Origin of the sequence: Deinococcus planocerae, from assembly GCF_002869765.1 — a bacterium.
Lineage (GTDB): Bacteria > Deinococcota > Deinococci > Deinococcales > Deinococcaceae > Deinococcus > Deinococcus planocerae.
Genome location: NZ_PNOR01000031.1, coordinates 18,992 through 42,582, shown reverse-complemented (window position 1 = coordinate 42,582; position 23,591 = coordinate 18,992). Strand labels below are relative to the sequence as shown.

The 23,591-nt window shown below is 71.1% G+C and carries 24 protein-coding genes and 1 pseudogene; 14 read left to right on the top strand and 11 right to left on the bottom strand.

Annotated features, from left to right (window positions below; all coding sequences use genetic code 11):
• Positions 1-88 precede the first annotated feature (88 nt).
• A complete protein-coding gene (locus A7B18_RS16150; RefSeq protein ID WP_102127727.1) occupies positions 89-304 on the top strand; it encodes a hypothetical protein in 216 nt (71 codons plus the stop codon).
• Positions 305-345: 41 nt separating this feature from the next.
• Here the strand turns inward: A7B18_RS16150 and A7B18_RS16145 are convergent, their stop codons facing one another.
• Entirely contained in the window at positions 346-1,167 is an 822-nt protein-coding gene (locus A7B18_RS16145; protein ID WP_102127726.1) for a GNAT family N-acetyltransferase, read from the bottom strand.
• Positions 1,168-1,206: 39 nt separating this feature from the next.
• Between A7B18_RS16145 and lepA the strand changes: the two genes are divergently transcribed.
• Entirely contained in the window at positions 1,207-3,027 is a 1,821-nt protein-coding gene (gene lepA, locus A7B18_RS16140; protein ID WP_102127725.1) for a translation elongation factor 4, read from the top strand.
• Between the two features lie 114 nt (positions 3,028-3,141).
• Here the strand turns inward: lepA and A7B18_RS16135 are convergent, their stop codons facing one another.
• Both A7B18_RS16135 and A7B18_RS16130 read right to left on the bottom strand, forming a co-directional pair.
• Entirely contained in the window at positions 3,142-3,942 is an 801-nt protein-coding gene (locus A7B18_RS16135; protein WP_102127724.1) for a hypothetical protein, read from the bottom strand.
• A 96-nt stretch (positions 3,943-4,038) separates the two neighbouring features.
• Positions 4,039-5,277: a peptidoglycan DD-metalloendopeptidase family protein gene (locus tag A7B18_RS16130; protein ID WP_146009565.1), complete on the bottom strand. Its 1,239-nt coding sequence runs from the start codon at positions 5,275-5,277 to the stop codon at positions 4,039-4,041.
• A 277-nt stretch (positions 5,278-5,554) separates the two neighbouring features.
• On the opposite strand from A7B18_RS16130, the gene A7B18_RS16125 reads away from it, so the two are divergent.
• From A7B18_RS16125 to A7B18_RS16115, 3 genes are all read left to right on the top strand, one after another.
• Complete coding sequence (locus A7B18_RS16125) at positions 5,555-6,511, top strand: MBL fold metallo-hydrolase (protein ID WP_102127722.1); 957 nt, start codon at positions 5,555-5,557, stop codon at positions 6,509-6,511.
• A 168-nt stretch (positions 6,512-6,679) separates the two neighbouring features.
• A complete protein-coding gene (locus A7B18_RS16120) occupies positions 6,680-7,771 on the top strand; it encodes a sensor histidine kinase (protein WP_245872924.1) in 1,092 nt (363 codons plus the stop codon).
• Positions 7,768-8,352, top strand: coding sequence for a response regulator transcription factor (locus tag A7B18_RS16115; RefSeq protein ID WP_102127721.1), 585 nt, complete (start codon positions 7,768-7,770; stop codon positions 8,350-8,352). The genes A7B18_RS16120 and A7B18_RS16115 overlap by 4 nt, the downstream gene beginning before the upstream one ends.
• 89 nt (positions 8,353-8,441) lie before the next feature.
• On the opposite strand, the pseudogene A7B18_RS16110 reads toward A7B18_RS16115, so the two are convergent.
• Positions 8,442-8,579 (bottom strand): annotated as a pseudogene (locus tag A7B18_RS16110) (PIN domain-containing protein); the annotation flags it as partial.
• 679 nt (positions 8,580-9,258) lie between these two features.
• Here A7B18_RS16110 and A7B18_RS16105 point away from each other — a divergent pair.
• From A7B18_RS16105 to ftsZ, 8 genes are all read left to right on the top strand, one after another.
• Positions 9,259-10,425, top strand: coding sequence for a pyridoxal phosphate-dependent aminotransferase (locus A7B18_RS16105; RefSeq protein WP_102127719.1), 1,167 nt, complete (start codon positions 9,259-9,261; stop codon positions 10,423-10,425).
• A gap of 45 nt (positions 10,426-10,470) precedes the next feature.
• A complete protein-coding gene (locus A7B18_RS16100) occupies positions 10,471-11,229 on the top strand; it encodes an AIM24 family protein (RefSeq protein WP_102127718.1) in 759 nt (252 codons plus the stop codon).
• 256 nt (positions 11,230-11,485) lie between these two features.
• Positions 11,486-12,574 carry an undecaprenyldiphospho-muramoylpentapeptide beta-N-acetylglucosaminyltransferase gene (murG, locus tag A7B18_RS16095; RefSeq protein ID WP_102127717.1) on the top strand — a complete coding sequence of 363 codons (1,089 nt, stop codon included), beginning with the start codon at positions 11,486-11,488 and terminating at the stop codon, positions 12,572-12,574.
• 136 nt (positions 12,575-12,710) lie between these two features.
• On the top strand, positions 12,711-14,045 hold the full coding sequence (gene murC, locus A7B18_RS16090) for a UDP-N-acetylmuramate--L-alanine ligase (protein WP_425430337.1): 1,335 nt from the start codon (positions 12,711-12,713) through the stop codon (positions 14,043-14,045).
• Entirely contained in the window at positions 14,042-14,923 is an 882-nt protein-coding gene (locus tag A7B18_RS16085) for a UDP-N-acetylmuramate dehydrogenase (protein WP_102127716.1), read from the top strand. The genes murC and A7B18_RS16085 overlap by 4 nt, the downstream gene beginning before the upstream one ends.
• Positions 14,924-14,972: 49 nt before the next feature.
• Positions 14,973-15,707 carry a cell division protein FtsQ/DivIB gene (locus A7B18_RS16080; RefSeq protein ID WP_102127715.1) on the top strand — a complete coding sequence of 245 codons (735 nt, stop codon included), beginning with the start codon at positions 14,973-14,975 and terminating at the stop codon, positions 15,705-15,707.
• Positions 15,704-17,062, top strand: coding sequence for a cell division protein FtsA (gene ftsA / locus A7B18_RS16075; RefSeq protein ID WP_102127714.1), 1,359 nt, complete (start codon positions 15,704-15,706; stop codon positions 17,060-17,062). Before A7B18_RS16080 ends, ftsA begins: the two co-directional genes overlap by 4 nt.
• A 151-nt stretch (positions 17,063-17,213) precedes the next feature.
• Positions 17,214-18,305 (top strand): cell division protein FtsZ, encoded by a 1,092-nt coding sequence (gene ftsZ, locus A7B18_RS16070; protein ID WP_102127713.1) that lies wholly within the window; start codon positions 17,214-17,216, stop codon positions 18,303-18,305.
• 71 nt (positions 18,306-18,376) lie between these two features.
• On the opposite strand, the gene A7B18_RS16065 is transcribed toward ftsZ, so the two are convergent.
• The 5 genes from A7B18_RS16065 to A7B18_RS16045 all read right to left on the bottom strand — a co-directional run bounded on the left by A7B18_RS16065 (position 18,377) and on the right by A7B18_RS16045 (position 21,324).
• Positions 18,377-18,664 (bottom strand): DUF1905 domain-containing protein, encoded by a 288-nt coding sequence (locus tag A7B18_RS16065; RefSeq protein ID WP_102127712.1) that lies wholly within the window; start codon positions 18,662-18,664, stop codon positions 18,377-18,379.
• Between the two features lie 67 nt (positions 18,665-18,731).
• On the bottom strand, positions 18,732-19,745 hold the full coding sequence (gene pfkA / locus A7B18_RS16060) for a 6-phosphofructokinase (RefSeq protein ID WP_102127711.1): 1,014 nt from the start codon (positions 19,743-19,745) through the stop codon (positions 18,732-18,734).
• Between the two features lie 38 nt (positions 19,746-19,783).
• Entirely contained in the window at positions 19,784-20,626 is an 843-nt protein-coding gene (rsmI, locus tag A7B18_RS16055) for a 16S rRNA (cytidine(1402)-2'-O)-methyltransferase (RefSeq protein ID WP_102127710.1), read from the bottom strand.
• Positions 20,627-20,668: 42 nt separating this feature from the next.
• A complete protein-coding gene (locus A7B18_RS16050) occupies positions 20,669-20,899 on the bottom strand; it encodes a hypothetical protein (protein WP_102127709.1) in 231 nt (76 codons plus the stop codon).
• Positions 20,896-21,324, bottom strand: a complete 429-nt coding sequence (locus A7B18_RS16045; protein ID WP_102127708.1) for a hypothetical protein — start codon at positions 21,322-21,324, stop codon at positions 20,896-20,898. Before A7B18_RS16045 ends, A7B18_RS16050 begins: the two co-directional genes overlap by 4 nt.
• Positions 21,325-21,443: 119 nt before the next feature.
• On the opposite strand from A7B18_RS16045, the gene A7B18_RS16040 reads away from it, so the two are divergent.
• Positions 21,444-21,884, top strand: coding sequence for a 23S rRNA (pseudouridine(1915)-N(3))-methyltransferase RlmH (locus A7B18_RS16040; RefSeq protein ID WP_102127707.1), 441 nt, complete (start codon positions 21,444-21,446; stop codon positions 21,882-21,884).
• A 15-nt stretch (positions 21,885-21,899) separates the two neighbouring features.
• Here the strand turns inward: A7B18_RS16040 and A7B18_RS16035 are convergent, their stop codons facing one another.
• Complete coding sequence (locus A7B18_RS16035) at positions 21,900-23,015, bottom strand: acyltransferase family protein (RefSeq protein ID WP_102127706.1); 1,116 nt, start codon at positions 23,013-23,015, stop codon at positions 21,900-21,902.
• 55 nt (positions 23,016-23,070) lie between these two features.
• On the bottom strand, positions 23,071-23,484 hold the full coding sequence (locus A7B18_RS16030) for a hypothetical protein (protein WP_245872923.1): 414 nt from the start codon (positions 23,482-23,484) through the stop codon (positions 23,071-23,073).
• Positions 23,485-23,591: the final 107 nt, after the last annotated feature.

The following is a 23,591-nucleotide window of genomic DNA, read 5'->3' as shown; positions in this document are numbered from 1 at the left end:
ATCCACGCGGGTGGGCCGCCGTGCGCCGGGCAGGGGGCCTGCCGCGTGCATGTCCCGCCGGGGACGTGACTGGCAAAGGAGCCGCACCATGCAAAACCGCAACCTCGCCAACCTGCTCACCCTCGCCGGACTCGCCTCGATCCTGGGGTCCATCGTCATCTGGTTCACCCAGGGCGGGCAGGGTAACTCCCACGAGGAACGCTCCCACGGCGAACGCTTCGGCATCTTCGTGGGGTTGTGGGCGCCCACCTTCTTCATTCTCGCCAACCGCTACCACGCCGCCGCGCTCGAAGAAGGCAAGTAAGGTCGGCCCTCCCCACCCCGCCTCCACCCGGGGGCGGGCTTTTATCGCTGGGCAGGTGAACGTTCCAGGCCGAGCTGCACCTGCGCCGGTCGAAAGCCCACCCGCTCGTAGAGCCGCTGCGCGTGATACTCGGGGTCCGCGACGATCACGAGGGTCCGGGCACCGAGGTGGTCCCACGCCCACTCCCCCGCGCGGTGGACGAGATTCCCGGCCAGCCCCCGGCTCCGCGCCTCCGGGTGCGTCTCGACGTTCTGATAGCGGGCGACTCCCCGCCCCGCGTCGTACACGCCGAGGCCCGCGAGCATCCGGCCATCCTCGAACGCCCCGAAGTAGGCCCCGTGCCCGGCTTCTCCGGCAGAGCGCAGGGCGGCGAGTTTGCGGGCGGCGAAGACCCGGTAGCCCACCTCCTCGTGCGCCTGCGAGTCGGCGGCGTTCACGGCGAGGCGCAGGTCGAGCGCGGCCTCCCAGTCGGCCTCCGAGTCGAGGGGGCGGAGGGTCACGCCGGGCGGCAGGGGGCGGTGCAGCGCGGTCTGCGAGGCGGTCAGGACGGTGTTGCGAAACGTGGTGAAGCCCGCCGCTACGAACTCGGAGGCGGCGCGGTCGTCCAGCACTCCGTCGGTCGTGTCCACGCCGAAGGTCACGTGATCAGCGTGCAGGTGTGCCTCCCGAAAACGAGTGAGCCACGTTTCCAGGCTGCCGGGCTGGGGCAGAGCGTCCAGCAGCAGGAAGTTCCCCCACCAGAAGGTCGGGTTTCCGGGCGTGCGAACGACGCTGTAGCCGTCTGCCTCCTCAACTTGCGCCCCCTCCAGGCGCAGGAGGGCAAGGTCGGTCTGGTAGCCGAGGGAGCGGGGAGGGCGGGTCATGGGTGAACTGTAGAACTCCCCCGCCGGGGCGCGTCCTATTTGCCCCTTTCGCCCCCCGCTACACTGCTCTTTGTGAACGTTCGGAACTTCTCCATCATCGCCCACGTGGACCACGGCAAGTCCACGCTCGCCGACCGCATCCTGGAGCGGCTGGGCGCGATGGGCGAGCGCGACAAGCGCGACCAGACGCTCGACACGCTCGAACTGGAGCGCGAGCGCGGCATCACCATCAAATCCACCCCGGTGCGGCTCACCTACAAACGCGCGGACGGCGAGGACTATACCTTCAACCTGATCGACACGCCCGGCCACGTGGACTTCAACTACGAGGTCTCCCGCTCGCTGGCCGCGTGCGAGGGCGTGCTCCTGCTCGTGGACGCCTCGCAGGGGGTGGAGGCGCAGACCATCGTCAACGCCTACCTCGCCATCGACAACAACCTGGAGATCGTCCCCGTCGTCAACAAGATCGACCTCCCCGCCGCCGACCCGGAAGGCGCGGCGAAGGAACTGGAGGACGTGATCGGGATTCCCGCGGAGGACGCCGTGTTCGCCTCGGGCAAGACCGGGCAGGGCGTGGACGAGATTCTGGAGGCGATTGTCGAGCGCATCCCAGCTCCTCCCGGCGATCCGGCGGCCCCCCTCAAGGCCCTGATCTTCGACTCCTTCTACGACGCCTACCAGGGCGTGATCCTCTTCGTGCGGGTGCTGGAGGGGACCCTCGCTCCGAAGCAGCCCATCATGCTCGTCAACTCGGGCAAGACCTTCGACGTGGACAAGGTGGGCACCTTCACGCCGGGGCTGGTGGTCGGCGAGTCGCTCCCGGCGGGCGCGGTCGGCTGGGTCGCGGCGGGCATCAAGGACATCCACGACGCGCAGGTGGGCGACACGGTGACGCAAAAGGACCGCCCCACCCCCGAGCCCTTCCCCGGCTTCAAGCCCGCCCAGCCGGTCGTCTTCTCGGGCCTGTACCCCACCGACACCGAGGACTACCGGCGGCTCCGCGAGGCGCTCGAAAAGCTCAAGCTCAACGACGCGGCCTTCAACTTCGAGCCCGAAACGTCGGAGGCGCTGGGCTTCGGGTTCCGCTGCGGCTTCCTGGGCCTGCTGCACGCCGAGATCATCCAGGAGCGGCTGGAGCGCGAGTACGACCTCGACCTGATCGCCACCGCGCCCGCCGTGGTGTACCGGGTGACGCTGACGAACGGCACCGTCTTCGAGACGCAGAACCCCGCCGAGTTCCCCACCCGCGACCGGATCACCACCGTCGAGGAGCCGTACATCAAGCTCTCGGTGATGCTCCCCGAGGAGTACGTCGGCCCGGTGATGCAGCTTCTCCAGGAACGCCGGGGCTCGATGGTCACCATGAACTACGTCGGCAAGCGGGTGGAGCTGATCTACGAGGTGCCTTTCGCCGAAATCCTCTACGACTTCCACGACCGCCTCAAGTCCATCTCGCGCGGCTACGCCAGCATGGACTACGAGCAGATCGGCTACCGCGAGGGCGAGCTGCGCAAGGTGGACATTCTGGTGAACAACGAGGTGGTGGACGCGCTCGCCGTCATCGTCCACGAGGACAAGGCGTATTCGCTGGGGCGCAAGATCGTGGACAAGATGGCGGAGGTGATCCCGAGGCAGATGTTCCCGGTGCCCGTGCAGGCGACCATCGGCGGCAAGATCATCGCCCGCGCGACGGTGAAGGCCTACCGCAAGGACGTGCTCGCCAAGTGTTACGGCGGCGACATCTCCCGCAAGAAGAAGCTGCTGGAAAAGCAGAAGAAGGGCCGCGCCCGCATGAAGCAGATCGGCACGGTGGAGGTGCCGCAGGAGGCGTTTCTGGCGGTGCTGAGCACGGAGGAGTGAAGGAGGGGGCCCTGGCGTGTGCCGGGGCCGCTTCGTTTTGGAGGGACGGCGGGGAGGATCAGCCCGCCACCATCTGCAAGTTCTTCCAACCGGGAAGGAATGCGGCGCAGAAGCCTATTTCAAGTCGCTGAACGCCCGTCGTGCAGCCTCACCCGGCACCAGCGTGCCGCCCCGCGTGAACCAGGTGAGCGACGTGGTTTTCTCCTGCACGCTCTGGGCGTCGAAGGCCCGGCACGCCTCCTCGTCGGCGAACGTCAATTGAAACTGCCGGAGCCCCACGGTGAGGTCCGCGCGTCCGTCGCCGTCCACGTCCCGCCGCGCCCAGTCCCCCAGCCGCGCGAAGTCCACTGGATTCTGGGCCCCCTGGCAACTGAGGTTCCGCGTCGGCAGGAGAGGCTTGGTGTATGTCTGCTTCCCGCCCACCGCGACGAGATCGAGGCTCAGGCCGGGGCCGGGCAGGAAGACCGTGTTGCCCCGGCAGGCGAGCACGTCCCGTCCGCCCGGGCCGCGGAACTTCAGGCAGTCGCGCGGCGTGATGCCGGAGGATCGGTGAACCACGTTCCAGCGGTCGCCGAGGCGGCGAAAGAGGGTCACGCTCTCGCAACGGTCACTCTCGGCGGCGCACTGGGTGACGAGGGCCTCGCGGGCGTTCGCCGCCGTGAAGCTGCCGTACACGATCCCGGTGGAGACCAGCCCGTCGTAGAACACCAGGGAACCGACCGTGCGAGGCGTGCAGGTGGCCTGTGACCGGGCCGTGCAGTACGCCTGTGCGAACACGCGCTGCTCGTGGAGGTCGGGAACGCGGCTGTCCACCGGCCCGAAACGGGCGGGTTCCCGCCAGGCAGAGGTGAAGGCGAGGGTTTGACCGGCGGTGAGGCCGAGAAGGGCAGCGACAAAGATGGACTTCATGGACATGGGGCTTCGACTCCACCATAGACGTGAGGAGTGACGACCGACTGATCGCGTGCCCGCCGTCACGGGAAGCGGACGGCCTGCCTCCCGGTGTGCCTCTCAGCAGGGATCGGCGAGGTACTGGTACTCGCGGCCTACCGTCCAGTTGCCGCCCGCGATGGTGCACCCGGTCCGGGTGGGGTCGCGCCCGCGCAGCCCGAACACGTCCCCCTGGATGAGCGCCAGGTGCAGGTGAACGCCGGTCGAGACGCCCGTGTTGCCGACCGTCCCGAGGGGCTGGCCCTCGTACAGCGCCTTCCCGGCGGCCATGCCGTAGCCCGCCGGGCTGCCGGTGACGAGGTGGCAGTAGTACGTGTCGGCGGTCGTCGTGGTGTGATCGACGACCACGTACACGCCGCAGCCACTGGAGTAGACGTTTTTCACCACCCCGCTGGCGATGGAGCGCGCCGCCATCGTCGTGCCCAGCGGGCGGGGGGCGAGGTCCAGACCCAGGCCCCAGGAACTCCCGCCCGCGTACCCCGAGCCGTGGAACGACTGGCTGAGTGCCACGGTCCCGGCGACCGGAAGACGCCCCACGACGCCGAGGTCCTGCGCCTGGAGTTGCCCCCGGGCGGCTTCGGACAGGCGGGTGGGGCGTTCGGGCGTCTCCACGAGGCGCCCCTGCGCGTCGAAGCCCGGCGCGGGAAGGCCGCCCGTGCCCCGGATGGCGACCCGGACGAGAGAGGTGCCCGCGCCCTGCGCCCCCACGCCCCCCGGAAGGTCCACGAGGTAGAGCGCGTTGGTGTGGGTGGTGGTCCCCGCCTGTTCGTCGTAGCGGATGGTGTAGCCGCGAAAGGCGAGCTGGCGACCGTCGGGCGAGACCACCAGCGTCTTGCCCTCGGCCTCGGTCAGCCCATGTTCGAGAGCCGTTTGACGGCTCAGGACGGGCGCCGCTGCCCCGCTCCCCGTGTCGATGGCGTACAGCGCCCAGTCTCCACCCGCGTTGACGACCGTGTAGGCGGTGCGACCGTCGGGCGACAACGCGCCGCCGTCCGCGTAGAACCCTTCGCCGAACCGCGCGGGCGTCGTGAGCAGGCGGAGGCTTCCTGTCGCCCGGTCTTGCAGGTAGAGGCGGCCATCGGGCACCCGTGCTCCGCCCTGCTCCACCACCGCGCTGCCCGAAACGAGGCGCGCCTGGGAAGTTTCCGCGAAGATGTAATACGGCGTGACGGTCCCCTGAGCGGGCGTCCGGGCCGTGGCGTCTGGACTGACGGTGGGGTGGGCGGTCGGCGCCGACCCGCAGGCGGCGAGCGCGGCGGTGAGGCAGAAGACGGCAGGCAGGATGAATGCACGGCGCATGGGGAGGCTCCTTGCGGGTGAGGTGACGTGGATTGTTCCCGGACACCTTAAGGCTAGCTTCATCTTCCGGAGCGCGCCGCGAGGTTTTCGACAGCCGCCCCCGTGGGATCCGGTCGGCACCCCGCCGGGGAATGTCGGGAGAGACGCGGCAGACTCCGGTCCTCTGCCACATGGGCGTTAAGTCTCCCTAAGTCCCGCTGCCGCCTACCGACACGCCGGAGTCCCTAGCGTGTGGGCAAGTCCTCCTTCCCTCCTCTCGCCGAAAGGACGCGCCCCCATGACTCAGTCTCCCGCCCTCGACGCCACCCACCCCCCCGCTCCCGCCGTCTCGACCTTCGGCGGCACGCAGGCCCTGCGCCCGAACGTGGTGCGGGTGCGGCTGCCGATGGTCAACGTCTACCTGCTGGGCCAGCCGGGCGAGCCGTGGGTGCTTGTGGACGCGGGCATGGTGGGCACTGCCGGGCTGATCAAGGCTGCGGCGCAGCGGCACCACGGGGGGCGGGCGCCGGAGGCGATCATCCTGACCCACGGGCACCTCGACCACATCGGGGCGCTGCACGAGCTGCTGCGCGAATGGCCGGTGCCGGTGTACGCCCACCCGCTGGAGCTGCCCTATGTCACGGGCGAGCACCCCTACCCCTTTCCCGACCCCACGGTGGGCGGGGTGATGAGTGCGCTCTCGCCCGCCTTCGTGCCCGGTCCCTTCGACTTCCGGCCCCACGTTCAGGCGCTGCCGGAAAACGGCTCGGTGCCGAATCTCCCCGGCTGGCGCTGGCTGCACACGCCGGGGCACACGACCGGGCACGTGTCGCTGTGGCGGGACGAGGACCGCGCGCTGATCGTGGGCGACGCCTTCGTGACGACCAAGCAGGAGACGGTGACGGGGGCGCTGGCGTCGAGGCCCACCCTCGTCCACGGCCCACCCGCGTACTACACGCCCAACTGGGACGCGGCGCGCGACTCGGTGCGACTTCTCGCGAACCTCGACCCCGACCTCGCCGCGACCGGGCACGGGCACCCCATGTCCGGGCCGGAGATGGCCATCGAACTCCACCGCCTCGCCCGCAACTTCGACGAGGCGGTGCGCCCCGTGCGCGGCTGGTACCTCGACCACCCGGTGCCGATCACCCGCCCGAGCGGCACGTCGTCGGCCCCGGACTCGCGCGGAAGGCTGCTGGCGTACGCCCTGGCGGGGGTGGGGCTGGTGCTGCTGCTGCGGCGTCTGGGCCGCTGACACGGTAAGCCAGCAAGGACGCGGCCCACCCCCCGAGCCGCGTCCTTGCTTGTTTGCCTGGGCCCTTTACCCCCGTCAGGGGCAGAGGGTGGAGGGGGTTGACAGGCGGGCACCTGACCACCCCGTCCGTGAGGGTTCTGTCAGAGTTCACTCCCTACACTCCGGGACGTGAGCCCAGGAGAGCTTTCCGCAAGGATCCCCCTCACCGCCCCCGCGCGGTCCCAGGGCACCCTGCGCGCGCAGTTCACGCTGGTGATCTTCCTGCTGGCGTTCTTGCCGAACCTGGTGCTCACCCTGGGCGCGCGGCCCGACCTGCCGCCTGGCACCCTGCTCGCCTGGATGGGGCTCGTCGCCGCCCCGTGCGGGCTGGTGGGCTACATCCTGAGCGGCGCCCTGCTGCGCCCGCTGAGCCGCCTGGAGGCGGAGGTGCAGCGGGGCGACTTCTCGCAGCCCCGCGGGGACGACCCCGCCGAGATCCGGGCGCTGCGGGGCGCCTTCGCGGAGCTGCTGGAGCGGCTGGGCACCGAGCGCGACCGCCGGGGCGCGTTCATGGCGACCCTCGTCCACGACCTCAAGACGCCCCTGATCGCCACCGGGCACCTCACCCGCACGCTCACCGAGCACCCCCTTCCCGACGCCGAGCGGCGTGAGGTGGGGGAGCACCTCCTCGCCGAGAACGCGCGGCTCCTCGCCCTCGTCGGGCAGATGGCGGACGCGCACCGCTATGAACGCGAGGACGTGCGGGTGCAGGCCCGGCCCACCGAGCTGCGCCCCCTGCTCGACGGGGTGGCCCGCCGCCTGCTGAGCCGGGCGCAGGGGCGCGGCGTGGGCCTCACCGTCAGCGGGACGGGCACCGCCCACGCCGACCCGGCGGCCCTGGAACGCGCCGTCACCAACCTCGCCGACAACGCCCTGCGCTACGCCCGCTCCCGGGTCGAACTCGCCGTCACTCCCGCCGGGGTCGAGGTCCGCGACGACGGCCCCGGCCTGGGCGCCCCCCTGACCGAACTCGCGCAGCCCTTCAACGCGCAGCCCGTCACCATCGCCGGGCAGCAGTACACCGCCGGAACCGCCGGGCTGGGCCTGTTCATCGCCCGGCGGGTGGCGGAGGCGCACGGGGGCTCGCTCGCCTACGACCGCGTGTCCCCCTCCCCTTCACCCGATTCCCCAGACCTCCCCGAGCGTGACCCCTCCGGTCACGACGTGTCCGCCGCCGTCCACTCGATCCTCACCCTGCACCTGCCGGAGGTAACGCCATGAGACTCGTGATTGCCGATGACCACCCCCTGTTCCGCATGGGCCTGAAGTACGCGCTGCTGCACCAAGGCTTCGACGTGGTGGCCGAAGCCGCCGACGGCCTGCGCGCGCTGGAGGCCTGCCGCACGTGGCAGCCCGACGCCGCGCTGCTCGACGTGAAGATGCCCGGCATGACCGGCATCGAGGTCTGCGACCGCTTGCGCCAGACCAACCCCGGCGTCGTCAGCGTCCTGATCACCACCTTCGCCGAGCCCGCCATCGTGCAGGCCGCCCGCGCCGCCGGGGCCCGCGGCTACGTCAGCAAGGAGTCCGACCCCGAGAGCCTCGCCCGGCAACTGCGCGACATCGTGGCCCACCCGGAGGTCGACCGCCTCCCCCACGTGGACGTGCCGCGCCTGACCCCCCGCGAGTCGGACGTGCTGCCGCTCCTCGCCCAGGGCTACAGCAACAAGGAGATCGCCAAGAACCTGCGCGTCAGCCCCGACACCATCAAAGACCACCTTGCCCGCCTGTACGCCAAGCTGGAGGCCCGCGACCGCACGGAAGCGGTGAGCCGCGCGCGCAGCATCGGGCTGCTGCATTGAGGGGCACAGAAATGGAAGAGGGGGGCGGCCAGACGGCTTGCCCCCTCACTCTATTTGTCGCCGCGTGCTGCCCTGTCCTGCGGCTCCCCTCAGGTCGTCAGGAGCGGCACGCCCAGGCGACTGAAATCAAGGTCGAAGGTCGCCACGCTCAGGCCCTCACGCCGCGCGAGTTCGGCCAGATAGGCGTCGGCGAAATCGACGTTGTGGAGCGCCATGCTGGTCAGGGCAGCGCTGACTGCGCCCTCTTCGCTCCGTCGTCACTCCACCCAACGCCATGACCTGTTGCAAGGCGCTGGCGAGGGCCGGGAGGGGAGGCTTGTAGAAAGACTTCAGCACCCACACGCACTCCGCGACGATCAACGGGGTCAGGACCAGGCGCACTTCTCCGCGCTCGGCCCGCTCAAACAACATTCGGGCCCGGTCGGCAAGGGGCTTGGGTTGCCCCGTCAGATACCGCAGCAGGATGTTGGCGTCGAGCAGGGCGGCAGGCACCGGGGCACTCGAGGTGGGCATCAGCGGGGGCGGTGCTTCCGGACAAGTGCTTCGGCGACGGCAGAGCGTTCCGCTTCTTCACCTTCATACGGAACGGCGCTGCGCAGAATGCCCTGGAGGGACACAGCACGCGGTCTGCGGATGACGCGGGCGTGAAAGCCGTCCTCCGTCGCCTCGATGACGAGCTGATCCCCCTGTTCCAACCCCAGGGCCGTCCGAACCTACCGCGGAACAGTGATCTGCCCCTTACTGGTTAGCGTCGTCCTTGCCACGTGGGCTCTCCTTACAGCCGAGGATAGCAAGGACCGAGATGGAGGTTTGGGAGCCGCAGGGCTCGAAGACCTCTTCACGCTGTCCGCAGTACGGCTAGCCCACACGCTCCCCGGTGCGCCGCGCCCCCTGTACCCTCACCCCATGACCTCCTCCCCCTTCCGGCTCTCCCAGCGGGCCCTGAGCCTCAAGCCCTCCTCCACGGTGGCGGTCTCGTCCCGGGCGCTGGAGTTGCGCCGCTCGGGCGTGGACGTGATTAGCATGAGCGTGGGCGAGCCCGACTTCGACACGCCGCCCCACGTCAAGGCCGCCGCCGTGCGGGCCATCGAGGAGGGGAAGACGAAGTACACCGCCGTGAGCGGGGTGGCCGAACTGCGCGAGGCGATCAGCGCGAAGTTCGCCCGGGAGAACGGCCTGACCCATGCCCCCGACGCCGTGACCGTCACGAGCGGGGGCAAGCAGGCCCTCTTCAACGCCTTTTTCGCGCTGCTGGGCCCCGGGGACGAGGTGCTGATCCCCGCGCCCTACTGGGTGAGCTACCCGGAGATGGTGGCACTGACGGGCGCCGTGCCCGTGGCCGTGCCCACCACGCCGGAGTCGGGCTTCGTGCTCGACCCGGGGGAGGTGGAGGCGCGCGTGACGCCCCGCACCCGCATGATCGTGCTGAACAGCCCCGGCAACCCGACGGGCGCGGTCTTCCCCCCCGACGTGCTGGAGGCGGTCGCCCGGATCGCGCAGAAACACGACCTCGTGATCGTGACCGACGAGATGTACGAGCACCTGGTGTACGACGCCGAGCAGGTCAGCATCGGGCGGTACGCGCCGGAGCACACGCTGACCGTGAACGGGGCGAGCAAGGCGTACGCGATGACGGGCTGGCGCATCGGGTACGCGGGCGGGCCGAAGGGCGTCATCACGGCCATGAACGCCTTCCAGTCGCAGAGCACCAGCAACGCGAGCAGCGTCTCCCAGTACGCCGCCCTCGCCGCGCTGACCGAATACGAGGAGACGGCGCGCTTCATCGAGATGGCCCGGCAGGCTTACCGTGAGCGGCGGGACCGGATCGTGGCGGGGCTCAACGAGCTGGGCCTGCCGACCCCCACCCCTCAGGGCGCCTTCTACGTGATGGCGGACACCACCCGCCTCCACCCGGACGAGTTGGAGGCCGCCCGCATCCTGCTCGACGAGGCGCGGGTCGCCGTGGTGCCGGGCACCGACTTCGCCGCGCCGGGGCAGGTGCGTCTGAGTTACGCGACGGGCCTGGAGCAGATCGAGGAGGTGCTGCGCCGGATCGGGGAGGTGGTGGGCTGAGGGCCGACGGGAACCCGGCCCGCGTTCCTGCCGTACCTTGAGGGCATGACGAATTCCGACGGCAGTTACAGCCTCCGCGACTTTCTCGCCCAGACCGCCGAGCGCGACAATCCCGGCGAGGTGTTCGAGCTGGAGTCGAGCAAGATGCTCGAGGTCAAGGTCCAGGGGCGCATCTGGAGCAAGCTCGGCGCGATGGTGGCCTACAAGGGCAACCTCTCCTTCAAGCGCGAGGGCACCCTGGAGGGCGGGCTGATGAAGGCCTTCAAGCGCGCGGTGAGTCAGGAGATGAGCCCCCTCGCCAAGATCGAGGGCCGCGGCGTCGCCTACCTCGCCGACCAGGGCAAGGAGATCACGGTCCTCCGGCTCGCGGGCGACAGCCTGAACGTGAACGGCAACGACCTCCTCGCCTTCGAGGACTCCGTGAACTACGACATCACCATGCAGCGCCGGGCGGCGGGCATGGCGGCGGGCGGGCTCTTCAGCGTGCGGCTCCAGGGAAGCGGCCTCGTCGCCATCCTCAGCCACGGCAAGCCGCTGACCCTGCGGGTGACGAACAATGAGCCGATCTTCACCGACCCCAACGCCACCGTCGCCTGGAGCGGCAACCTCCAGCCCCAGTTGCGAATGGACGCCTCGCTCAAGAGCATCTTCGGGCGCGGGGGCGGCGAGACGTACCAGATGGTTTTCCAGGGCGACGGCTTCGTGGTCGTGCAGCCCTACGAGGAGTTCGAGGCGGGCCTGGGCGGCGACGAGAGCCACGGCGGCGGGGGCGTCGGGCGGGCGCTGGGGGATTTGTTTGACTGAGGCGGTCAGCCCTTAGCGATCAGCCGTCAGCATCCTGCTGACGGCTTTTTCTGCGGCTCAGGCGGTTCTGGAGCGGGAGGCCGGGCACGGGAGGCAGGTCGGTCCCAAGCACTCGGGGGAGTTGATCGTGGCCGAGGCGTTGATGACCGACTGCACCGAACCGCCCCGCCATGTTCGCCCGGTGATCCGGGCAGGGCCTCGGCACCCCATCGACCACCTCCCACCCTCCACTCCCCGAGGCTCTACACTCCCCCGGATGAGTCTGGTCGTCATGGCAACGGGAGGCACAGGGGGCCACATCTACCCGGCGGTCGCCACCGCGCGCGAGCTGATGGGGCGCGGGCACGAGGCATGGATCCTCGGGCAGCGGGGCGGGATGGAGGAGCGGGTGGCGCGCGAGCAGGGCCTCGCCTTTCAGGGGGTGGACGCTGGTAAGCTCGCCCGCAGCGGGCAGGGCCGCCCCGACCCCCGCGAACTCCTGCGGGCCGCGCGGGGGCTGGGGGAGGCGCGGTCGTTCCTGCGGGAGAAGCGTCCCGGCGCCGTCGTCGGTTTCGGCGGCTTCGCCAGCCTGCCCGGCGTGCTGGGGGCGCAGAGTCTGGGCCTCCCCACCGTCCTCCACGAACAGAACGCCCGGCTGGGCCTGACCCAGCGGCTCGCGGCGGGGCGGGCACGGGCGGTGGGGACGGCCTACCCGCGCGTGATCGGCCTCTCCGAGCGCAAGGCCACCCTCGTCGGAATGCCCGTGCGGGAGGAACGGCTGTCCCGCCCGGAGGCGTTGGCGCGGCTGGGGTTGCAGGAGGGGCCGCTCACCATCCTCGTGATGGGCGGCTCGCAGGGGTCGCTGGCGCTCAACGGCGCGGTGCCCGACACCCTGCGGCACGTCCTGGGGGTGGAGGGGTTGCTGCCCGAGGGGAACGCCGTGCAGGTGATCCACTCCACCGGCCCGCGCTGGCTTTCCGACGTGGTGCCGCGGGTGCGCGACCTGCCGTGGTATCAACCCGTCGGTTTCGTGGACGCGGTGGCGGCGTGGTCGGCGGCGGACCTGGCGATCACGCGGGCGGGGACGGGAACGCTCGCGGAGGCGGCCTTCCACGGGGTGCCGCTCGTGATGGTGCCGCTGCCCGAGTCGGCGGAGAACCACCAACTTCACAACGCGAGAAGCGTGCAGGAGGCGGGGGCGGGACGGGTGGTCGAGCAAGCGAGGGTGGAGGAGGCGCTGGGCAGTGCGGTGCTAGAGTGTGCCTCGCCTCTCAGGCGCGCCGCGATGCGGGAGGCGGCCCTCTCGCGCTCCCCGGCGGGCGCGGCGGGACGCTTCGCGGACCTCGTGGAACAGCATTTGCGTTGAAAAGCTGGTTGAGTGGTTTTGCTTTTCCGTGATGCACGCGCCCCGGACCTTCACCATGACTGACCCCTCCCCTCCCCCCTCCACCGCGGCCCCGGCCCAGCCCTCCCCCTCCTCCCGTCCACTCCACTACCACCTGATGGGCATCGGCGGCATCGGCGTGAGCGCCTTCGCGCGGCTTCTCTCGGCGCGCGGCGTGCGGGTCAGCGGGTGCGACGTGGCCTCCTCCGAACTCACCGAGCAACTGGAGCGGGAGGGCATCCCGGTCGCGGTTGGGCACGACGCGGCGCACGTGGGCGGGGTAGACGTCCTCATCGCGTCGGAGGCGGTGCCCAAGGACCACCCCGAACTCGTGGCCGCAAGGGAGGCGGGGGGGGAGGTGCGGCCCCGCATGAGCCTGCTGGACGAACTGCTGCGGGCGGGGCCGTCGGTCGGCGTGGTCGGCACCCACGGCAAGACCACCACGACCTCCATGATCGCCGTCGCCATGCAGGGGGCGGGGCTCGACCCGGCGGCCTTCGTGGGCGGCATCGTGCCCGAGTTCGGCAGCAACGCGCGCGTGGGTGCCGGGCCCTTCGTCGCCGAGGTGGACGAGTCCGACCGCTCGTTCGGGGACCTCGCCTGCGAGACCGCCGTCTTCACCAACGCCGAGGACGACCACGTGGGCGGCAACCAGGCGACCTACTGGGAGACGGTCGAGGAGCAGCACGCCGCCTTCGCCCACTTCGTGGGGCACGCGCGGCGGGTGCTCTCCTGCGCCGACTGGCCGGGGCTGGAGGGGCTGTGCGCCGGGGCAGGCGAGCGGCTGAGCTACGGGCAGGCAGAGGGCGCGGACTACCGGGCCGTGAATCTCCGACCCGACCCGGAGGGGACGACCTTCACCGTGGAGCACAGAGGCGAGGTGCTGGGTGAGGGCCGGGTATCGCTGCCCGGCACGCACAACGTCCTCAACGCCCTCGCCGCCTTGAGCGTCACCCACCTGTACGGGGGCGACTTCGGCAAGGCGGCGGCGGCGCTCGCGGCCTTCCGGGGCCCGGGGCGGCGCTGGCAGCGGATCGGGCAGCTCAACGGGGCGCTGGTGATCGACGACTACGCCCACAACGCCACCAAGGTCGCGGCGGCGGTGCAGGCCGCAAGGCAGACCGGGCGGCGGGTGCGGGTGGTCTTCCAGCCCCACCGCTACCTGCGCACCCAGCAGTCGTGGCCCCGCCTCGCCGACGCGCTGATGGACGCCGACGAGGTGCTCATCCTCGACATCGCGGCGGCGTCCGAATCCCCCATCCCCGGCATCCACGCCACCCTCGTCAGCGAGCGGATGGCGCGGGGCGGGCACGGGGGCGTGCGCTACCTCCCCGACCGGGCCGAGGTCGTGCGCTACCTGCGTGAGACGGCCTCGGGCGGCGACATCATCGTGACGATGGGCGCCGGGGACGTGTGGAAGCTCTCGCGCGAACTCGCGGGGGTGGGGGCGTGACGCTCACCCGGCCCAGCCGCACGGGCGCCCGCGTCGAGAGGTTGCCCCTCGCGCGCTTCACGACCCTGGGGGTGGGCGGCGAGGCCGAGGTGTGGTTCGTCTCGGATCACGCCCAACTCGCCGAGGCGATGGAGGCCCCCTACCGCATCCTGGGTGGCGGCAGCAACCTCGTGGTCGCGGACGAGGGCGTACCCGAGCGGGTCATCCGCCTGACGGGTCCCTTCGCCGAGAGTGACCTGACGCCCGACCCCGAGTTGAGCAAGGGGGAAACCGTCGTCACGGGCTGGGTCGGCGGCGGTGTCCCCCTGCCCGGCCTGATCCGCAAACTCCAGAAACTCGGCCTTTCCAACCTGGAGGGCACCGTCGGCATCCCGGCACAGGTCGGCGGCGCCGTGTGGATGAACGCGGGCACCCGCTACGGCGAGACCTTCGACGGGCTGCACACGCTGGAGATCGTGACGCCGGGGGGCACGCGGCGGGTCACCCCCGACGACCTCGACTGGGGCTACCGGGCGAGCGGCATTCCGAGAAATCACATCGTGACGCGGGTGCGCCTGAGGCTGCGCCGGAGCACACCGGACGAGGTGCTGGCGAAGATGGAGTTCGCCGACTCCGCGCGCAAGGGCCAGCCCAAGATGAGAACGCCGGGCTGCGCCTTCAAGAATCCGGGCGGCGTTTCGGCGGGCAAGCTCATCGACGAGGCGGGGCTCAAGGGAGAGCGGATCGGCAACGCGATGATCGCGCCCGAACACGCCAATTTCATCGTGAACCTGGGGGGAGCGAGCAGCGCCGACGTCCACGCGCTGCTGGGCGTCATCCGCGAGCGGGTGGACGCGGCGCTGGAACTGGAGTACGAACTGTGGCCGGAGCGGGGGTGAACCCGGCCACCCGGGCACCACGGGACCCGGGCGGTGGCAGGATAGGACCGTGATCGACTCCGAACCCCGCCCCCTCAACCGCCGGGTGTCCCCAGGCCCCGCGCCGGAACCCGCCGCTCCGCCCGCCGCCGCAGAGGCCGCCTCCGCCTTCGGGACGCGCGAGCGGGCCCGGCGCCGCCGACGGCTGTGGGCCAGCCTCGCCCTCGTGCTGGTGGTGGGCGCCCTCGTCGGGCTGTGGTTCGGCCTCCCCGTCCGCACGGTGACGGTCAGCGGCCACGCGCGGCTGAGCGAGGCCCGGGTGCGGGACCTCGCGGGTCTGACGCCCGGCTTCTCCTGGGCGTACTACGGGGCGTGGCGGGCGCGGGGCCTGGAGGAGAGTCCCTGGGTGCAATCGGCGCAGGTCACCCGGCGCTTCCCGGACACCGTGGCGATTTCGGTCACCGAGCGCGTGCCCTTCGCCCGCTGGCGCAGGCCGGACGGGGAGGTCTTGGCGGTGGCCGAGGACGGGACGGTGCTGCCCGGGGCCGGGAACGTCGCGCGGCTTCCCCTGCTGGGGGGGTGGGGGCCCGACCGGCTGGAGGACGCCCTGTTCGTCGCCCGGTCACTTGGGCGTTACAATGTTCAGTCGGTTGCATACACGCCGTCCGGCGTCACGGCCAAAACCGCGGGCGGAACGGTGTGGAGCGGCGACCTCGACACTCTGCTCAACTACGCCGGGGCCCTGACCCAGTTTCCCGGCAAGCGAATCCACATCTATCCCTGGGGGGTGAGCGTCCAGAAATGAAGGACAACCCGATCATCGTGGGGCTGGACATCGGCACCACCAAAATCACCACAGTCATCGGCGAGGTCGCCCCGAACGGGACCGTGGACATCATCGGCGAGGGGACGGTCGCGAGCGAGGGCATGAAGCGCGGCGCGGTCGTCAACCTCGAGCGGGCCACCCACGCCATCCGCCAGTCGGTGCAGATCGCCGAGCGGGTCAGCGGCGTGCGGGTGGGGAGCGTCTTCGTCTCCGTCGCCGGGAACCACGCCAAGGCGATCACCAGCCACGGCCTCGCCGCCATCCGCCGCAACCAGGAGATCACCCAGGCCGACGTGGACCGCGCCATCGAGAACGCCCGCGCGGTGCCGCTCGACCCCAACCTCGAAATCCTGCACACCCTGCCGCAGGAGTACGTCGTGGACGGCCAGGAGGGCATCAAGAGCCCGGTCGGGATGCACGGCGTGCGGCTGGAGGTGGACGTGCACATCGTCGCCGGGACCGCCGGGCCGCTCCTGAACCTGCGGCGCTGCGTGCAGGAGGCGGGGGTCCGGGTCGAGGGCTTCGTCCTTCAGGCCCTCGCCTCGGGCCTCGCCACCCTGGAGGCCGCCGAGCAGGCGAACACGGTCATCGTGATCGACCTCGGCGGCGGCACGACCGACGTGAGCGTCTTCAAGCGGGGCAACCTCGCCCACTCGTCGTGTATCCCCATCGGGGGCGAGCACGTGACCGCCGACCTCGCGCAGATCCTCAAGCTGCCCACCGAGGAGGCCGAGAACGTCAAGCGCAAGTACGGGGCCGCCATCCCCGAACTCGCCGACCCCGACCTGACGCTGGAGATCACCACCTCCACGGGGGGCACCCACGCGATCAGCGCCTTTGAGCTGTCGAGGATCATCAAGCCGCGCCTCGCCGAGATTTTCGGCATGGTCCGCGACGAGATCGACCAAGCGCTCGGACCGGTGGAACTCGTGGCGCAGGGGGTGGTGCTCACGGGCGGGGCGAGCCTGCTGCGGGGCACGACCGAACTCGCCCGCGACCGCTTCCGGCTGCCCGTGCGGCTCGGACGCCCGCGCGGCATCGGCGGACTGACCGACATCGTGAGCGGCCCGGCGCACTCGGCGGGGGTCGGGTTGGTGCTGTACGGGATCGGGCAGGACGGCAAGGTGCCGACCTCCGTCTTCCAGGAGGAGCCCAAGCAGGCGGCGCCCACGCCTCCCACCCCGCCGAGCGCCGCGAAGGGCGGGGGCGAGGTGGTCTCCACGACGGTGATCACCCCGGCGCCGCCCAAGAAGGAGAAGGCCGAGAAGGCCAAGCCCAAGGAGGGCGCGGGCCTGATGGACCGGCTGCGCAACGTCTTCAAAGACTGGATGTGACGCGCGGCGCGCCCAGTCCCCAGGGGCGCGCCGTCCGGTCCCCGCCTGCCCCGGCCATGCCTGGCGGCGGGCAGGGGGGGCGGGGCTGCGTTACACTACTCCGCGTGAAAGCGGCCCGCCCGAGAGCGGAGGCCGCAGCTAAGGAGACATGATGCAAGCGGCCAGAATTCGGGTGATTGGCTTGGGCGGGGCGGGCAACAACGCCGTGAACCGCATGATCGAATCGGGACTCGAGGGCGTCGAGTTCATCGCGGGCAATACCGACGCGCAGGTGCTCGCCAAGAGCCACGCGGAGGTGCGCATCCAGCTCGGCGACCGCCTCACGCGCGGCCTGGGAGCGGGCGCCGACCCCGACGTCGGCGAGAAGGCCGCCATCGAGGACCGCGAGCGCATCAAGGAGTACCTCGACGGCACCGACATGCTCTTCATCACGGCGGGCATGGGCGGCGGCACCGGCACGGGCAGCGCCCCCGTCGTCGCCGAGATCGCCCGCGAGATGGGCATCCTGACCGTCGCCATCGTGACCCGCCCCTTCAAGTTCGAGGGGCCCAAGCGGCTGCGGGTGGCGGAAGACGGCATCGGCAAGCTCTCGGAGCGGGTGGACGGCATGATCGTGGTGAACAACGAAAAATTGCTCACCGCCGTGGACAAGAAGGTGTCTTTCCGGGAAGCCTTCCTGATCGCCGACCGGGTGCTGTACTACGGGGTCAAGGGCATCAGCGACGTGATCAACGTCGAGGGGATGATCAACCTCGACTTCGCCGACGTGCGTAACCTCCTCGCCAACTCGGGCACGGTCCTGATGGGCATCGGCGCGGGGCGCGGGGAGAAGGTCTCCGAGGAGGCCGCGATGAGCGCGATCCACTCGCCTCTCTTGGAGCGCGGCATCGAGGGAGCGCGCCGCATCCTGGTGAACGTGACGGGCGGCTACGACCTGAGCATGACGGACGCCAACGAGATCGTCGAGAAGATCCGGCAGGCGACCGGCTTCGAGGACCCCGACATCCTCTTCGGCATCACGCCCGACGAGGCGGCGGGGGACGAGGTGCGCGTGACCGTGATCGCCACCGGCTTCAACGAGGCGCCCTTCCCCGCGGGGCTGGGCCTGGGCACGGGGGCCGGGATGGGGCGCGGCACGAGCATCGACACCATCGTGCGGCCCGTGCGCGGTCAGGCGGCGAGCAGCTACGATCCCAAGGACTACGACATCCCGGCCTTCCTGCGCAACGTCGGGCGGGACTGAGCGAGGGCTGAGGGAAAGGCGAGAAGGGGGCCGGGGCGGGATGCCTGCGGCCCCCTCCTCTTTTGTGGAGGTCAGACCCCGACCCGGAGGCGCACCCGCACCTCGGCGCCCTCTTTCAGGCTTTCGGCCCGGCGAACACTCGCCTTGACGGGCACGAGGTAGCGGCCCTCCTTGGGAAAGAGGGACGTTTTGTACTCGGTTTCGCCGATGCGGACCTGGACGGGAATCATTCCCCAGCCGTAGGTCACGAACCTTGAGGCCGCTCGCAGGGCGCCGCACTCCTCCCCCGGGACGGCGATGAAGTACCAGGGGGCGGGCCCCGCCCAGTGCCAGAGTTCACCGCTGAATTCGAGGGTCATGGCCTGGCCTCCTCCCCCGAGCGTAGGCGGTGAAGGCGTCAGGGCGTGACGGGTTTGGTCCCTGCCTTCAGATGCTCAGCGTCATCGCGCAGCGGTAGAGGTCGCGGCTCACGTCCTTGCGCTTCTCCCAGGTCTCGTGGAGGGGCGTGTAGGTGGCCGCGCCGCCCTGACGGCCCACCATCACGCCCTTTCTGCCGTCCATCAGGGCGTGGACGGCGGCTTCCCCGAGGCGGCTGGCGAGCACCCGGTCGCTGCTGACGGGAGTGCCGCCGCGCTGGATGTGGCCCAGGATGCTGACGCGGGTCTCCAGCCCCGTTCCGGCCTGGATGGCGTTTCCCACCCCCTGCGCCCCGCCCGGGTACCCTTCCGCGACGATGATGATCGAGCTCGCCTTGCCCTTGGCGACGCTCGCCTTGACGATCTCGACCACGCCGTCCACGGGCTTCTCGTCTTCCGGGATGAAGACCTCCTCGGCGCCCCCGGCGACGGCGACCTCCAGGGCGATGTGCCCGGCGTGGCGACCCATCACCTCGATCACGAAGATGCGCTCGTGCGAGGCGCCCGTGTCGCGCAGCTTGTCCACCGCGTCGAGGGCCGTCTCGACCGCCGTGAAGTACCCGATGGTGTGGTCGGTGCCGTACAGGTCGTTGTCGATGGTGCCGGGCACGCCGATCACCGGGATGCCGTGCTCCTCCTGAAGGTAGTGCCCGCCGTGGAAGGAGCCGTCGCCGCCGATCACGACGAGGCCGTCCACCCCCCAGTCGCGCAGGTTCTTCGCGCCCTTCGCCCGGCCCTCGGGGCTGCGCCAGGTGCGCGAGCGGGCGGTCAGGAGGATCGTGCCGCCGCGCTGGATGGTGTTCGCCACGTCCCTGGGGCCGATCACGGCCATGTCCCCCTGGTGCAGCCCCGAAAATCCGCGCCGCACCCCCACGACCTCGACGCCGTGGTGGGTGGCGGTGCGCACGACGGCGCGGATCGCCGCGTTCATGCCGGGCGCGTCTCCCCCGCTCGTCAGGACGGCGATCCGGCGGACGCCTGCGGGGTTGGGGTGGTCGGTCGGGAGTTCATGCAGTTCGGTCACGGAAGGCTCCTTGGGCTGGGCCTGGGCGGAGAGGGGCGTCAGACTTCCTGCGTCACCCGCAGGGCCAGGGCGTAAGCGTCATTCTTACGCAAACCCCGGGCGATGAGCAATTCCCGGATGTCGCGCGCACTCCGGCCCTCGGCGGCCCAGGTCTGGGCGAGGGCCGCGTGGTCGGGCGTCTCCTCGCCGGGAAGGGTCTCCCCCGCCGGGCGCCCCGCCACGACGACCACGATCTCGCCGCGCACCTCTCCCGCGAAGTGGGCGGCGAGGTCGGAGAGAGTCCCGCGCGCCGTCTCCTCGAAGCGCTTGGAGAGTTCACGGGTCACGCTCGCCTGCCGCTCGGGGCCGCACGCGCCCGCGAGGTCCCCCAGCGTGTCGGCGAGGCGGTGCGGGCTCTCGTACAGGACGGTCGTCTCGGGCCGGGCGGCGACGGCGGCGAGGCGTTCACGGCGCTCCCGACCGGAACGGGGCAAGAAGCCCTCGAAGGTAAAACGCGCATTCGGCAGGCCCGACAGCACCAGCGCGGGCACGAAGGCGGTGGGGCCGGGCAGCACCTCGACCGGGACGCCCGCCGCGACCGCCGCCCGCACGAGTTCGGCGCCCGGGTCGCTGATGCCCGGCGTGCCCGCGTCGGTGACGTAGGCGAGGCGGGGATGCTCCTCCAGCACGGCGGGAGCGCGGTGCATGGTGTGGGCGTCGAGCCGCACGAGGGGACGGCTGATCCCCAGGTGTGTGAGGAGCGCGCCCGTGCGCCGGGTGTCCTCGCACGCCACGGCGTCCGCGCCGCGCAGGACGTCCACCGCCCGGAAGGTGATGTCGCCGAGGTTGCCCACCGGGGTCGGCACGAGCCAGAGGTGGGAAGGAGGCGAGTCGGGGGTCACGGGGGGCCGCCGGGAGCCGCCAGCCTCCTGTGCCCAGGGCTCCTAATCATTCCCCGTATCGTTCACCCCGCCCGCGAGCGCCGCCTCGGCGACCAGCCCCGGGGTCGGCTTGAGGCGCACACGCACCTTGCGGGGACGCTTGAGGGCGCTGGTGATGCGCGCCCGCAACAGCTCGGCCTCGCCGACGGTGACGGTGACGACCGTGCCCTCCGGCAACCTCGTTCCGATGAGGACCACCACGCCGTCCTCCACGATGCCCTTGTACGCCCTCATACTTCGCTCCCCTGCGCGCGGCGCTGGCGCCGCTCCGCGTTCGACAAGGCTTCTCTTAGGGCCACGATCTCCCCCTCCCGCGCACCCCCGAGCCGCGCGTACCGGTCGATGACCTCCGCCGCCTCCCGCCGCCGGTCGAGCCGCAAGAGGACCATGCCGAGGTGTTCTCCCTGCACAAAATACGCCCGGGGATTGTCCGGCTCCGCGGCGACCTGCGCCCGCGCCCGCGCCAGCCGCTCCAGCGTGACCGCGTGGCGACCCACCTGCCAGCGCACGAGGTAGGCCGCGAGCGCGAAGGTGAGCAGCGCCCCGAGCGCCGAGGCCGTGTAGACCTCCGGCACGCCGAGCTGCGCGCCCAGCCGCACCGTCAGCGGAAAACAAAACGCCAACACGACGAGCACGGCCAGGGTCGCCGCGTAATTCAAGGCCCCACCCCGGGGGGGGCGAAACGCGACCGGAAGCCCATAGCGCCAGTGTAGCGGGAGGGGGAAGAGGGCGGCCTTGATCTCTCGTTGCCCCTCCCCCCTGCCCTATCCTGCCCCCCATGCGCCTGCACCTGATCACCGTCGGCGAGCCCCGCCTCGCCTACGCCCGCGCCGGGTGGGACGAGTACGAGCGGCGGCTGCGGCGCTACCACAAGCTGACGGTCACCCGCGTGACGGGCAAGACCCCGGCGCAGGAATCCGAGGCCGCCTCGCGGGCGGCGGGCCGGGCCCCCCTGGTCCTCCTCGACCCGCGCGGGCGCCAGTACACCAGCGCGGGCCTGAGCGCGTACCTCGACGCCCAGGCCGTGGGCGGCACCGGCGAACTCGCCTTCGCCATCGGCGGCCCGGAGGGACATACGGACGAGTTGCGCGCCTCGGCCCACGCCCTCTGGAGCCTCTCGCAACTGACCCTGCCGCACGACCTGGCGATGGTGGTGATGGCCGAGGCCCTCTACCGGGCGGCGACGATCAGCGCGGGGGAGCCGTACCACCGGGGGTAGAGGAGCTCGCGCCCGTCACGGTTGGGAGGGTACAGGGTGAACCTCACGGTCGCGCCGCCTCCCCCGACCCATCGCGGGCACCTCGACCCAGCGGTGGGCCAGATCCGCGACCGGCAGGGCCAGCAGGACCGACAGGGCGAGCAGAGCCGGAAGTGGGAGCAGCCCGGCCCCCAACCGCACGACGACGGCGAGCACCAGCGCGTGGTACAGGTACAGGCTGAAGCTGACCCGCCCCAACCACGCGAGCGCCGGGCGCTCCAGCCGGACCCGTAGGGAGGACCAGCCCAGCGCCAGCAGCATCAACAGGGCCGCGCCGCCCAGGGTGCCGAGGTCGTCGAGCACCCGCCTCCATGCCGCAGGAAACGGGCCGCCGTACCACTGCACCGGGATCACGAGGAGCGCGAGCAGCAGCAGCCCGGGGCGGGCCCCCCGGGGCAGCGCCGCCACCCACGCGCCCAGCGCCTCCCGGTGCCGGGCCAACAGCGCGCCCAGCGCGAACATCGGCAGAAAGCGCATCAGGGACAGCGTGGTATCGGAGCCAGGGGTGATGTGGGAGAGCGCGAGCAGGAGGACACCCCCACCCAGCACGTAACCGGGCCGCTGCCGAACGGCAAGCAGGACGAGCGGGAGCAGCAGGGAGAGCCAAAGCTCGTACTTGAGGCTCCACACCACCGGGATGAACGCGTGGTTCACCGTGTCGAGATTGCCCAGCGCCAGGGCGTGTTGCACGTAGGCCTCGGCACCCGCCTGCCGCCAGATGGCCGCGAACCACTCGCTCGTCCCCGGAACAGGCGCGTGGCCGAGGAGGGCCGCACACCCCCACGCCAGGGTGACCGCCACCATCAGCGGCACCCAGATGCGCCGCAGGCGCCGGACCACAAAGGCCTCCATGTCCAGCGGCTCGCCCCGCCACGACGAGAGGCTCAGGACGAAGCCGCTGAGCACGAAGAAGAACACCACCGCCTCCGAACCGGCCCAGAGCAGATGCAGGGGCGAACGGGTCAACCACCCCGCCGCGCCGGACGCCTCCACCCGGTAGGGGTAGAGGGCAGGAAAGACCAGCAGGTGATGGTGCAAAACCACGATCAGGGCAGCCAGGCCGCGCAGGCTCTCCAGGGCGGGATAGCGCATGCGGCGCAGCCTACCCCCCGTCCTCTCAGCGGCTTGTCACAACCTGCCTTCTCCCTTAGAACCGCAGCAGCAACCCCGCCCGGTACACGTTCCGCGAGCCGAAGTTCCCCTCCGCGAAGCCCGAGAAGGGGCCGGGCAGGCCGAAGCGGGCGCCCAGGGTCGTCTGAAAGGACGCGCCGCTCCCGCCGCCCAGGGGCAGGCCGACCCCCACCCCGGCGTACGGGCGCAGCAGGAGCAGATTCACGCTGAGGAGCGCGTCGGCACCCACCCGGGTCTCTCCCCCGCCCGTGAGCGAGCGGTCGAAGGTGCCGCGCAGCTCGGTCTGCACCGGGCCGAAGCCCGCGACCCGGCTGTAGGCCCCCAGGTGCAGCCCCGCGTTTCCGACCCCCGCCTGCACCCCGAACGTCTCTGCGCCCGCCACCCCCGCCGAGAGGGCCGCCAGCGCCACCACCGTTTTCAGTCGCCGCATGGGTTCAGTCTCGCCAGCCCTCATGCGTGCCGAATGTGAGGGGCCTGACCGGACGTAGCGGTCAAGCGGTAGCCAAAGGGGCGGGAGACGCGGGCGGCCTCCCCCAC